Raw genomic sequence first — 12,095 nt, 5'->3', positions numbered from 1 at the left:
CGCCCTGTCCGCCCACGCGACCGCGGTGATCACCCGTCCGGATGAACCCGCAGCTCCGGCCCCCGGCGCTTCGAAACGCGCACGTCCGCGGCCTTCACGAATGCGACCCGGTGCCCGAACTGGATCTCGTAGTACGTCTCCTGGCCGCGCACGAGCGTGTGCCCCGTCGTGTCGTACGCCGGCGCGTAGTAGTACTCGCCCCGAGTCCGTCCACCGGACACGTACTGCTGGCCCGCGAGCAGTCTGTACGGAAGCGGTGTCACGGCCTGCACCGGAACTCCCGCCGGGTACGCGGACGGCTCCGGATAGGCCCTCCCGTACACCGGCACTTCCGCGAGACCCTCCCGCGGAGTGAGCACGGTGGCACGCGCACCCACCGCGGTCGGCCGGGTGGGCGGATTGTGGAACCAGGCCATCTGCCCCAGGTACCAGATCGCCGTCCAGTCCCCGCGTCGCCCGGCGACCGCGAACTGCTGTCCCGTCGACGCCCGGGCCCCCGTGTCGTTCACACCGGTCGTCGAGGCCTCACCCCCCGGGCGCAGACCGATGTCGCTCACCAGAGGGGCGAAGGCGTCCGGTGCCGTGTGGAGCCGCACCGCACCGGATCCGTGCGCGGCACAGGAATCACCGGGCTTCGCACAGCCGGTGTAGGGAGGCCGGTGCGCCGCATAGTCCGGACGGATCGTCACCACGGCCGCTCCCGGACCGGCGGACGGCATGAACGGCCGCCCGAGCAGGGCGAAGTAGTGGGCCCAGTCCCAGTAGGGGCCCGGGTCCGTGTGCATGCCCGGAATGGTCGAAGGCACCGTGCCCGGCACATTGTCGTGGCCGATGATGTGCTGACGGTCCAGTGGGATGCCGTACTGCTGGGCGAGGTACCGCACCAGGCGCGCCGATGTGCGGTACATCGCCTCCGTGTACCAGGCGTCAGGGCTGACCAGGAAGCCCTCGTGCTCGAGGCCGACCGACTTGGCGTTGACGAACCAGTTCCCGGCATGCCAGCCGACGTCCTTGAGCCGCAGATGCTGGGCGATGTGCCCGTCCGACGAGCGCAGAGAGTACTGCCAGGACACATAGGCGGGGTCCTGAACGAGCCTCAGTGTGGTGTCCCAGCTCGCCTCGGTGTCATGGATGACGATGTAGTCGACCGACTGGGACACCGGCCGGTTCGCCTTGTCGTGATTGCCGTAGTCGCCTTCGCCGAGATCCTGGTACGGCGCCGGGATCCACTCGCAGGCCACCGTGCGCGGACACTCCGTCAGGTCCTGGTCGACCGTGCGCAGTCCGAGCTCCCGGGCCGTCGCCCTGTCCGGACGCAGGGTGGGATCGCCGGGCAGGACGACCCGCTCGCCGCTGTCGGTGGTGTGGTGCTGACCGGACTGCAGGACAGCGAACACCTCGTCGGCGTACGTCGTCGCGGTCGCCGTGTCATCCGCGCCGGAGAAGCGCGCCACCGCCCCGTACCAGTCCGCCGGATCCCTGCTCGGCTCCTGGCCGAGCTGTCGCTGTGCCTCGGCGAGGAGAGCCGCCCCGCCACGGATGTTCGCGGCCGGACTGGTGCGCAGCCGTGCCGAGGGGATTCCGGTGAGCTCCGAGGCCCGCTCGAGCGTCCGCAACCGGGGTGGCAGAGCCGAAGGTTCCGGAGCCATGGCCCTGACCCTGCTGGTCCGCCGCGGACGGGAGATGTCACCCCGTGCGTCCTCCCGGACGTCCGCATGGTGCGGCGCTTCGGCCAGGGCCGTTGGGGCGTCCGTCAGATGCATGGGCCCGTATCCGCCGGTCACGCTCGGCGCGCCCCCGTGCCCGTCCCAACGGGACTGAAGGTAGGAGACGGCGAGCAGCACCGGCTCGGGTACGCCGGACTCGGCCGCCGCAGTTGCGAAGTCCCGCTGCAGACCTCCGGCGGATTGCTGTGCGGCGGCGGGCGGGCCGGCCGGGATCAGGGACAGCAGCAGGGCGACAGCCGCCACGCCGCGGGTGCTTGGACCTCTGGGCGGCGGGGAAGCGGATCCTCGTCCTCGCAATGCAGCCTCCGGAGACGGGTGATGTGCAAAGGAACGTGCGGTGCCGGACTCGCTACAGGGGTAGCGGCTACCGAAGGGCACGTCAACGGGTCGGCACCGGTGGCGCGATGGCCTGTGACGTGTCACCGGAATGAACCAATGTCCCTTCTCGCCGCCGACCATGAGGAGGCGTCAGCGTCCGGATCGAACAGTTGCCGGTTTCAATGAGTGACGCTCAGTGCGCGAAGCGTAATCGATTTGGCGTGATCCGGCCTTGAGCCGGCCGCGAAGTGGCAAAAGACTGCTCCTGTGCCAAGGCGGGGCGGCGCCCGTACCGGGACCCCGCGGCACATCATCCACATTCGCAAAGATGTGAGGAGACCGTCGCATGCCCGATGCCGGTCATCGGGGCGCCGAGCACCCGATCACACTGACCGACGGCACCACCACCCGGACCCGGAAGGCGACACCCGCCGACCTGGGACCGATCCAGGCACTGCACCACCGATGTTCACCGGGAAGCCGGGCGCTGCGTTACCACGCGGGCAAGCCCCAGCTGTCCCCTGCCGGATGGCGGCTGCTGTCCGATCCGGCGCGCGGCACCACCCTGGTCACCACCACCGCCCAGCGCACGGACCGCATCATCGCGATGACCAACGTCATGCGCACGGATGAGCACGGTGTGGGGGAACTCGCCGTGCTGATCGAGGACGCATGGCAGTTCAAGGGTCTGGGCACGGCGCTCGCGGCTCACGCGGCCGATGTGGCGCGCCGGGACGGACACCACATGCTGACCGCATCGGTGGCCGCCGAGAACACGCCGATGCTGCATGTCCTGGAGAACCTGGACGTGCCGTCGGCAGAGGCCCACGGTCTGTCGGCCGGAGGGGACGGACCCGTCGTGGACATCCTCATTCAGCTGTAGGACCCCGGCCGGTGCCTGAAGCCGGCCCCCGGTCCGTCAGTCGGCAGACAGCAGAGCGCTGCGCGTCCAGTGTGTCGGCACTGGGCACGCAGCGCTCCTCCCCCTCGTCGACGGTCAGCGAGTGCCGACCGCAGCGCGCACGGCTCGCCGTGCGAGCGCGCAGTCGTCGTGCAGGCGCCGCAACAGCAGTCGCTGCTCCTCCCCGGACGACATTCCACCAGGGGGCAGCACTGCGGTTCCTGCCGGAGCAGCCTCCCGCATCGTTCGCTGCACCGCCGTCTCGTAGGTCCGGATCTCCCGGGTCAGCACCAGCATCAGGTTCACCAGGAACGCGTCCCGTGCGGCGGGCCCCGACTGCTGGGCGAGTTGGCTGATCTGCCGCCGTGCAAGGGGTGCGTCACCCATGACGGCCCAGAGCGTGGCGAGGTCGTAGCCCGGCAGATACCAGCCTGCGTGCTCCCAGTCGACCAGCACCGGACCGGTCGGCGCGAGCAGTATGTTCGACAGCAGCGCGTCGCCGTGACAGAACTGTCCGACGCCGTGCCGCCCGCTGGCATGCGCCAGACCGTGCAGCAGTTTCTGCAGATCGCCCAGATCGCGGTCGGTGAACAGCCCCAGCTCGTGATAGCGGGAGATCCGCGAGGCGTAGTCCAGTGGAGCGTCGAACATTCCGGCCGGCGGCCGCCAAGAGTTGAGCCGGGCGATCGCCCCGAGCACCGCCCGCACATCCGCTCGTGGCGGTGCTTCGGTCGGATGCCGTACGAGCGCGGCGGGGCGGCCGGCCATGCGCTCGATCACCAGTGTGCAGTTGTCCGGATCCGCGGCGATGAGCCGCGGCACCCGCACCGGTGGCCGGTGCCGGACGAACGCACGATAAGCAGTTATCTCGTGCCGGAACCGTTCCGCCCACACCGGGGACTGGTCCAGTAAACACTTGGCGACCGCGGTCGCGCGCCCTGTGCTGCCGACGAGGAGGACCGAGCGCCCGCTCCTCCGCAGGACCTGCACCGGATTGAACTCCGGGCAGATCCGGTGCACCGACGCGATCGCCATGCGCAGCTGGGCGCCCTGAGGGCCGGACAAGTCGATTCTCCCGCTGAGCGGTTGGCCGGTGGTCGTCGGCCACCGGCGGGCCCGTCCGGCATTGGCGGGGTCGAGAAACGGCCTGCCGCCGACAGGTACGGATCGCTGGGGCCGGGGCGGGGCGGACACGGAGGACGATGCTGTGTACATGGGCGAGACAGATCCCTTCGTGTGCCGACAAGTCGCGTGCGCGGCCCTGCCCCGGAAGCCTTCGACACCTGGGGAATGCGGTCAGGCTGCCGGGGCGGGGTGGCGCGTTCCTACCTGACACCCGGCCGCGGGTGGCACACCATCTGGCGCACCCTGGCGAACCCTGGCGAATAGTCGCCACGCATCTGACACGGGGTTACTGTCAACTCAGCCGAGAATCTGGGGGCTTGACGTGACCGGAGAACCCAACACCCGCCTTTCCGACCTGTTCGGCCTCGCCGGCTGGTCCAAGGGCGAACTTGCGCGGCTCGTGAACCGGCAGGCGGCGGCCATGGGCCATCCGCAGCTGGCGACCGACACCTCGCGGGTACGGCGTTGGATCGACATGGGGGAGATCCCTCGCGATCCGGTGCCCAAAGTGCTGGCAGCTCTGTTCACCGAGCGACTCGGCCGTGTCGTGACCATCGAGGACCTCGGTTTCGTACGGCAAAGGCGCGCGGGAAAACGGCGGGACGTCAGAGACACGCAGAACCCTGACGGCCTGCCATGGGCGCCCGAACGTACGGCGGCGGTCCTCACCGAATTCACGGGAATGGACCTCATGCTCAACCGACGCGGCTTGGTGGGCGCGGGTGCCGCGCTCGCCGCAGGCTCCGCACTCAGCAACGCCATGTACGACTGGCTGCACGCCGACCCCGCAATCGCCGGAAGCGGCTCCCGCTCGGGCGCTCCCGTCTTCAATGATCCCCTGCACGCCGACCCCGCTGGGTTCGACCGTTATGAGGCCGCCCCCATCGGGTCGCAGGAGATCGAGGCACTGGAACGCTCCGTCGAGGTGTTCCGCGCCTGGGACGCGGCGCGTGGCGGCGGGCTCCAGCGCAAGGCCGTTGTGGGCCAGCTCAACGAAGTGGGCGGCATGCTCGCCTACCGGCACCCCGACCATCTCCAGCGGCGCCTGTGGGGCGTCGCCGCCAATCTCGCCGTACTCGCCGGCTGGATGTCCCATGACATCGGCCTCGAACCCACCGCTCAGAAGTACTTCGTCATCGCCGCACATGCGGCCAGGGAGGGCGGCGACCGCCCCCGTGCCGGCGAAGCGCTCTCGAGGGCCGCCCGTCAGATGGTGCATCTCGGCCGCCCGGACGACGCCCTCGACCTGATGAAGCTCGCCAAGTCCGGATCGGGCGAGGAGACCCTCCCGCGGACGCATGCGATGTTGCGCACCATCGAGGCCTGGGCACACGCTTCCATGGGCCGGGGCCAGGCCATGCGCCGGACTCTCGGGGAGGCCGAAGAACTGTTCGTGTCGGACAAGGGCGATGTGCCGCCGCCCAGTTGGATGCAGATGTTCGACGAGGCGGACCTGCACGGCATGCAGGCCCTGGCCTACCGGACGCTCGCCGAGCATGAGCCCGCCGCCGCGAACACCGCACAGCGCCATGCCAAGCATGCGCTGGAACTGCGGGAGGGCGGCCGCCAACGATCCAAGATCTTCGACTACATCTCGCTAGCCTCTGCCTGCTTCATCGCCGACGACCCGGAGCAGGCCGACCGCTACGCGCGGTTGGCGCTGGTGTCCATGGGGGAGACCTCTTCCCACCGCACCTGGGACCGGCTGCGCGAGATGTACCGGCTCACCGGACACTACGCCGGATACGCAAAGATCGAGGATCTTCGTGCGGAGATCCAACTGGCCCTGCCCAACAGTCCGTCCAAGCGGCACAGGAGCGCGGAGATCTGAACGCAGCGGACCGGTGACTCCGCTGCGATGCCGGCCGGGACCGGCCATGTCCGTCGACCGACCCTGCACCCCGTACATCCCGATCATCCGATGCCGTACCCGGCACATCCCGTCATCGCCGGACACGAAACCGGTGCACCGCCGGACTGTCACCCGGTGAGCGATCCGACCGAACGTACGCCGGTGCCCTGCCCGGCGGACGGTGCCGGGCCGAAGGGCCGGATGTGATGCGCTAGCCGATCCTGGCGACCATCACACAGGCGTCGTCCTCACGCTCGTACTCGCCGAACTCCTCGACGATCGCCCGCGCACACTCATGCGCGGAACGCGACACGGTGAGGCGGGGGGCGAGAGCCAGCAGGCGGTCCACACCGGACCCGCCACGGACGTCGTCGCCCCGGACCAGCCCGTCGGTGTGCAGCACCAGCAAGTCCCCTGGCAGGAGCCGTTCTTCGGCCTGCTCGTACACGGCGCCCGGGGTCGAGCCGAGAAGCACTCCTGCCGGCGGCGTCAGCGGGCGCCCCGTCCCATCGCGGAACAGCACCGGGGCGGGGTGCCCCGCCTGCGCCCAGGTGAGCGTCCGTGTCGATGTGTCGTAGTGGCAGCACATCGCGCTGCCCAGCGCGGGTTGTGCCGCGGTCTCCAGAAGCTGGTTGAGGTGCCCCATCAGTGGGCCGGGCCGGATACCCGCCACGGCCATCCCGCGCAGCGCGCCCAGCACCATCGCCATTGTCGAAGTGGCGCTCACTCCATGGCCCGTGAGATCTCCCGCGCTCAACAGCACGCCGTTGAGAGAAAGTTCATGGGCGTCGAACCAATTCCCTCCGATCAGTGTGCCGATCGCGGAGGGAAGGCGGCGACCGGCCAGATCCAGAGCCGCGGGCCCGTCCTGGGGGAGCGTGTGCGAGCCACGCCATGGCGGCAGGACCGACTCCTGGAGTTCCTGCGCCATCCTGCGCTCCGCCTGGTCGGTGTGCTGCCGACGGGCCAACGTGTCACGTGATTCCCGTACGGCGCGCTGTGTCCTGCGCAGTTCGCTGACGTCCCGTAAGACCGCCCACATCGAGGCGGTGCAGCCGTCGGAGTCCAGCACCGGCTCACCCATCATATGGATCGTACGGACACAACCATCGGTCCGTACGATCCGGAACTCGCCGTCGATGGGCTTCCCGTCGATGAGGCAGTCCGTCACCATCGCAGTGAGCAGGCTCTGGTCCTCGGCGAACACCATGGCGGGCAGCTCGTCCAGCGACATCGGGCCGCTGTCCGCCGGCCGGCCGAAGATCTGGAAGAGCTCGTCCGACCAACTGACCTCGTCCGTCAGCAGATTCCACTCGGCACTGCCGACGCGGCTGAGCAGGGAACCGGCACCCGATGACGCGTCGTGCGGAGCGATCGCTTCGTCCCCGAAGGTCTGTGGCTCTAAGGCGCCCGGTTCCTCGTACACGTCCGGACAGGACGCCGGATGCGTGTCCGAGAAATCGGGCGGGCCTTCCTTGAGCTGACCCAAATGGGAGCCGAGGTCGTCGAGATGATGGACCGCCAGATCGCACAGCGCCCGCTGCCAACGCCTGTGCGGATCGTCGTCGTCGATCACCGCGTCGCGCCTGACCGCGTCCACATCACCGCGCAGTCTGCGGGTCTGCGAAATCAACTCGTCCACCGTGCCGCGCCTGGGCGGCTGCGGGGCGGGACGGTCCGCGAACAGATGGGACGGCATGTCGTACTCCGATACAGGCGCGTCACGGCCAGGTCTGAGATAAGGACCGGTTACGACTGTTGCACAGCGAGCAAGGACGCGTAAGGGATTTGGCAACACTCGATACGGTGGTGCTTCTGACATATGCCAAAGGCTCCTAGTGGACGACCCGGACCGGCGGCACGCCGAAGGGCGGGGGCCACCGGTGTCCGGTCGTCACTCGTCACCAGAGTAGCCCCGCTCGAAGAGGCCCCCGGACGGTCGCTCGGAAGGGAACCGGCCGGGCCGTCCGGTCAAGTCCGGGCTGGTATGCCTCACATCCCGGTTCGCCTGAGCCGTACCACCGGAATGTCCCGGTCGGTGCCCTGCTGATAGCCGGCGTACGGTGCGAACACCTCGACCAGATGCGACCACACCCGTGCCTTTTCCCCCGGTGACAGCGTCTCCGCGCGTGCCGCGAACCGGTCCTCGCCGACACGCAGCCACACGTCCGGCTCATCCTGGAGATTCAGGTACCACAGCGGGTGCCGGGGAGAACCGCCGTTGGAGGCCACGATCAGATGGTCGTCGCCGTCACGGCCGTAGATCAGGACGGTGCGCCGCCAGATGCCCGACCGCCGTCCTCTGTAGTCGAGGAGCAGACAAGGAGCGCCCTGTATGGTCGTTCCCCTGGTGCCGCCCGACTCCTCGTACAGTTGAGCCTGCTTGGCGACCCACCCCGTGGGACTGACGTCCACCGCATCCGGGCCCGCGCCGGCAGCGTGTTCCGCATCGTGTTCGGTCATGGTGTCACCGTAACTCCCTGTGCAGCGGCGGGTCGTAGCACCGCGCGCACCGGGCTGCCCGGCTGCAGGGTCAGGCCCGGCCTCGGCCGAACCTCGCCCCGGGCCGCGTCGACATGGAAGCGCTGTCCGAGCGTGGCCAGCACCAGGACGGCCTCCACCATCGCGAACCGCGCCCCGAGGCAGGCCCGCGCGCCGCCGCCGAAGGGGAACCAGGCATGGTCAGGAGCGGCCGGCTCGGCATCCACGGCCCAGCGTTCCGGCCGGAATTCCTCCGGCTCCGGGAACCACCGTGCATCCCGGTGCGCGCTCCACTGGCTGGACCACACCACCGTGCCTTCCGGAACCTGCAGACCGCCGAGGGCCGACCCCTCCTTCGCGATCCCCGTCATCAGCCACACCGGGGGGAACATGCGCAGCGTCTCCTTCACCACGTGCTCGGTGTAGTGAAGGCGCCGCAGATCGTCGAACTCCGGTGCGCGGCCGCCGAGGACGGACTCCAGTTCCTCTCCGAGCCGTGCACGGACGCCGGGGTTGCGGGACAGCAGGTACCAGGCCCAGGTGAGCGTCGTGCCCGTGGTCTCGTGCCCGCCGATGTAGAGGGTCACCGCCTCGTCCCGGACCTCCTTCTCGGACAACGGCAGTCCCTCCTCGTCTCGGGCACCCAGCAGCCGGCTCAGCAGATCGTCCCGCTCCCCGCCACCGTGCCGCCGCTGTGCGGTCACCCGCCCCACCTCTGCGTCGATCACCTCGACGGCCCTGCGCAGCCTGCGCCGGCCGGGCGTGGGCACCCACGGTGGCAGAAACAGCGTGATTCCGCGGAACTCGTTGCCGATCGCCCGCTGCGCCACATCCATGGCCGAGCCGATCGCCTCCTCCCGGCCGGCCGTGTCGGTTCCGAACAAGGTCCGTACGGCGATCCGCTGAGTCAGCGCCAGCATTTCCCGCCGTACATCGATGACCTGCCCCGGCTGCCAGGCATCTGCCACCTCGGCTGCGCACTCGGCCATGGTCCGCGCGTACGATCTCACCTGCCGGGGCCGCACGGCCGGCTGGACGAGCGCCCGTTTCCGCCGCCACGCCGGGCCTTCCGACGTCACCACTCCGTCACCCAGTACCAGCTTGAACGCCCACCCCAGCTCGGGATGGCGGAACTCGGTCTCGATACCGGTCAGCAGTTCGCCGATGTGCTCGGGACGTGAGACGAACAGCGCGCGCTGCGGTCCGAGCCGCCACTCCACCAGGTCCCCGCATCCCCGCAGCCTCACCAAGAACCCGAGTGGATCGCGTGCGAACGCGGGCAGGTTGCCGAGCCCCGGCAGCCGTCGCGGCCCTGGGACGACGGTGCCGCTTCCCCGCCCCGCCGCGTCCCGTCCCGGAACAGTGGCTCCTGCGCTCATCCCATGCCTCCCCGAAGTGTGGGCCACCGGTCTGCCGGCGGCCTGTCGCCCTACCCACGGCATGTACACGACCACTCTGCATGACCTGTGCACCACACGACACGACTTCGTCGCACGCACTCCCACCCCGTCCAGCCGACAGTGAAATGAGTCTGGACAAAAAAAGTTGTCGGTGGGAGGGTGGGGACATGCTGGATGTGACCGTGATCGAGGACGCGTCGGCGGCAGCGGTGTCCCTGGACCCGATGCGTGCCAGGCTGCTTGCCGAGCTGGCAGCCGGACCCGCGTCGGCGACGATGCTGGCCGGCCGTGTCGGGCTGCCCCGCCAGAAGGTGAACTACCACCTGAAGGCCCTGGAGCGGCACGGACTGGTCGAGCTGGCGGGTGAGCGCCGCAAGGGCAACGTCACCGAGCGGCTCATGCGGGCCACCGCCGCGTCGTACGTCATCTCGCCACTCGCCCTCGCCGCTCTGCAGCCGGACCCGGCGCGATTCCGAGACCAGCTGTCGGCGCGTTGGCTGCTGGCCGTCGCCGCCCGCCTGGTCCGTGACGTCGGGACGCTGCTCACCGGCGCGGCGAAGGCCCGCAAGCGCCTGGCGACGTATGCCCTCGACGCCGAGGTGCGGTTCGCCTCCGCCGCAGACCGCGCCGCGTTCGTGGAGGAACTGACGCGCGGAGTCGGTGCGCTCGTGGCCAAGTACCACGACGAGGACTCCGACGGCGGACGCGAGCACCGCATCGTGGTCGCGCTGCACCCCGCGGTCAGACCCGGCCCGCAGACTCGGACCGTCCCCGAAACCCCTGCCACCCCCGGGCCTGCCGACAGCGCGCCCGAGAACGTATGAGGAGCCGCCATGTCCAAGGAATTCGAGATCATCCGCGAGTTCGAGGTCGACGCAAGCCCCGAACAGGTCTGGGACGCGATCACGACCGGTACCGCCGGCTGGCTGTGGCCCATGGAGTACGAGCCGAAGGAGGGGGGCGCGGCTCCCTTCGGCGGCACCGTCGCGGCCTGGGACCCACCGCACCGCCTCACCGGGCGTGCGGAGAGTCCGGCCGACTGCCCCGAGGTCAGGTTCAATCAGGTCGATCATGTGATCGAACCCCTTGAGGGCGGCGGCTGCCGGGTCCGCTACGTTCACAGCGGAATCTTCGTCGACGACTGGGACAACCAGTACGACGGCGCAAGCAGGCACACCGACTTCTATCTGCACACCCTGCGCCAGTATCTGACCCATTTCACCGGTCGCGCCGCTGTGTACGCGTCGGCCGACGCGCCCGCGACCTCCATCACGCCCGGTGCCATGGACGCGCTGAGCCGCGGTCTCGGCCTGGCGGACGACACTGCGGAGGGCGCGACGGTGCGGATCGAACTGCCCGGCACCGGACCGGTGGATGCGGTCGTCGACTACCGCAACCGGTACTTCATCGGGCTGCGCACGGCCGACGCGATGTACCGCTTCTTCGGGCGCAACCACTTCGGGGCCCCGGTCGGCGTCGGCGTCCACGACTTTGCCCCCGGCGCCGACGCCGCGAAGACCGGGAATGCCTGGCGTTCCCGGCTCGGCGAGCTGTTCGCCCAGTGACCGCGATGCGGGGCGGCGGCCGTCGGAGGACGACCCCGCCCCGCACGGGGGGCCATCGCCGTGCGGGGCATCGATCGGCCAGGGGATGCGATGGGCGCCGGTCGTCACCGAGTACCGTCGCCCGGGCTTCGTGGGCAGGACGTCAGGCTCGGCACACCGTCGACGCACGCCGGACATCGAGCACGAACCGCTCCGGCGAGTGCAGCTTGAGTGCCTTGTATGCGGGCTTGGCGTCGAACGCGGCCCCGAAGGTGACCACTCCCTCGAAGTCGCCCGTCAGAGCGAGCCCCTTGAGGGTGGGCAGCCAGACCTTGAGCAGCCGGGGCCCCTTGTAGACGGACTTTCCGGCGTCGTTGTGGGCGGCGGCGGGGGAGAGTTTGATCTCCAGGAAGTATTTCCCGGACAGCGGGACCTTCTTCCCCGAGCCGTCGTACCGCAGCACCTTCACCGGCTTCACGGTGACCGGCGGCAGCTTGCCGCGCACATCGATGACGATCCGGTCGTAGCACCCGTGCCCACCCCACCGGGCGTTCGTGACGAGCGCGATCGGCGGGGGAGTGGACTGCGGGACGTGCGACCGAGGCGCAGCCGCCGAGGCCGGAATCGTCGCACCGATCCCGGCGGTGAGAAGTACGCCCGCGGCGACAGCCGCGAGGCGTGGACGGTAGTACATGGCGTGGCGTCCCCCCATTCCTTCTGATATGGGGACAGTGGTGTCACCTGGGA

The 12,095-nt window shown here is 69.6% G+C and carries 10 protein-coding genes; 4 read left to right on the top strand and 6 right to left on the bottom strand.

The features are described 5' to 3' along the window. Positions 1-29: 29 nt before the first annotated feature. Positions 30-1,970: an N-acetylmuramoyl-L-alanine amidase gene (locus tag AC068D_RS31605; RefSeq protein ID WP_478826551.1), complete on the bottom strand. Its 1,941-nt coding sequence runs from the start codon at positions 1,968-1,970 to the stop codon at positions 30-32. A 421-nt stretch (positions 1,971-2,391) separates the two neighbouring features. Between AC068D_RS31605 and AC068D_RS31600 the strand changes: the two genes are divergently transcribed. Beyond that, a complete protein-coding gene (locus AC068D_RS31600) occupies positions 2,392-2,928 on the top strand; it encodes an N-acetyltransferase family protein (protein ID WP_478826550.1) in 537 nt (178 codons plus the stop codon). A gap of 114 nt (positions 2,929-3,042) precedes the next feature. Here the strand turns inward: AC068D_RS31600 and AC068D_RS31595 are convergent, their stop codons facing one another. Next, positions 3,043-4,161: an aminoglycoside phosphotransferase family protein gene (locus AC068D_RS31595; protein ID WP_478826549.1), complete on the bottom strand. Its 1,119-nt coding sequence runs from the start codon at positions 4,159-4,161 to the stop codon at positions 3,043-3,045. Positions 4,162-4,393: 232 nt separating this feature from the next. On the opposite strand from AC068D_RS31595, the gene AC068D_RS31590 reads away from it, so the two are divergent. Further along, complete coding sequence (locus tag AC068D_RS31590; RefSeq protein ID WP_478826548.1) at positions 4,394-5,902, top strand: DNA-binding protein NsdB; 1,509 nt, start codon at positions 4,394-4,396, stop codon at positions 5,900-5,902. A gap of 232 nt (positions 5,903-6,134) precedes the next feature. Here the strand turns inward: AC068D_RS31590 and AC068D_RS31585 are convergent, their stop codons facing one another. From AC068D_RS31585 to AC068D_RS31575, 3 genes are all read right to left on the bottom strand, one after another. Further along, positions 6,135-7,622 (bottom strand): PP2C family protein-serine/threonine phosphatase, encoded by a 1,488-nt coding sequence (locus tag AC068D_RS31585; protein ID WP_478826547.1) that lies wholly within the window; start codon positions 7,620-7,622, stop codon positions 6,135-6,137. Between the two features lie 293 nt (positions 7,623-7,915). Then, complete coding sequence (locus tag AC068D_RS31580; RefSeq protein ID WP_478826546.1) at positions 7,916-8,386, bottom strand: nitroreductase family deazaflavin-dependent oxidoreductase; 471 nt, start codon at positions 8,384-8,386, stop codon at positions 7,916-7,918. Continuing rightward, positions 8,383-9,783 carry a cytochrome P450 gene (locus AC068D_RS31575; RefSeq protein ID WP_478826545.1) on the bottom strand — a complete coding sequence of 467 codons (1,401 nt, stop codon included), beginning with the start codon at positions 9,781-9,783 and terminating at the stop codon, positions 8,383-8,385. The genes AC068D_RS31580 and AC068D_RS31575 overlap by 4 nt, the downstream gene beginning before the upstream one ends. A gap of 188 nt (positions 9,784-9,971) precedes the next feature. On the opposite strand from AC068D_RS31575, the gene AC068D_RS31570 reads away from it, so the two are divergent. Beyond that, positions 9,972-10,628 (top strand): ArsR/SmtB family transcription factor, encoded by a 657-nt coding sequence (locus AC068D_RS31570; protein WP_478826544.1) that lies wholly within the window; start codon positions 9,972-9,974, stop codon positions 10,626-10,628. 9 nt (positions 10,629-10,637) lie between these two features. Next, positions 10,638-11,369, top strand: a complete 732-nt coding sequence (locus tag AC068D_RS31565; RefSeq protein ID WP_478826543.1) for an SRPBCC family protein — start codon at positions 10,638-10,640, stop codon at positions 11,367-11,369. A 142-nt stretch (positions 11,370-11,511) separates the two neighbouring features. Here AC068D_RS31565 and AC068D_RS31560 read toward each other — a convergent pair whose 3' ends face one another. Continuing rightward, entirely contained in the window at positions 11,512-12,042 is a 531-nt protein-coding gene (locus AC068D_RS31560; RefSeq protein ID WP_478826542.1) for an AMIN-like domain-containing (lipo)protein, read from the bottom strand. Positions 12,043-12,095 lie beyond the last annotated feature (53 nt).

It is taken from the genome of Streptomyces sp. NPDC043861 (assembly GCF_056435905.1).
This window is presented reverse-complemented; position numbering and strand designations above follow the sequence as displayed.

Bases quoted from the DNA above. Each gene is read 5' to 3' on its own strand.
- AC068D_RS31600 (WP_478826550.1), top strand. From the start codon at position 2,392: ATGCCCGATGCCGGTCATCGGGGCGCCGAGCACCCGATCACACTGACC.
- AC068D_RS31595 (WP_478826549.1), bottom strand. From the start codon at position 4,161: ATGTACACAGCATCGTCCTCCGTGTCCGCCCCGCCCCGGCCCCAGCGA.
- AC068D_RS31585 (WP_478826547.1), bottom strand. From the start codon at position 7,622: ATGCCGTCCCATCTGTTCGCGGACCGTCCCGCCCCGCAGCCGCCCAGG.
- AC068D_RS31580 (WP_478826546.1), bottom strand. From the start codon at position 8,386: ATGACCGAACACGATGCGGAACACGCTGCCGGCGCGGGCCCGGATGCG.
- AC068D_RS31575 (WP_478826545.1), bottom strand. From the start codon at position 9,783: ATGAGCGCAGGAGCCACTGTTCCGGGACGGGACGCGGCGGGGCGGGGA.
- AC068D_RS31570 (WP_478826544.1), top strand. From the start codon at position 9,972: ATGCTGGATGTGACCGTGATCGAGGACGCGTCGGCGGCAGCGGTGTCC.
- AC068D_RS31565 (WP_478826543.1), top strand. From the start codon at position 10,638: ATGTCCAAGGAATTCGAGATCATCCGCGAGTTCGAGGTCGACGCAAGC.
- AC068D_RS31560 (WP_478826542.1), bottom strand. From the start codon at position 12,042: ATGTACTACCGTCCACGCCTCGCGGCTGTCGCCGCGGGCGTACTTCTC.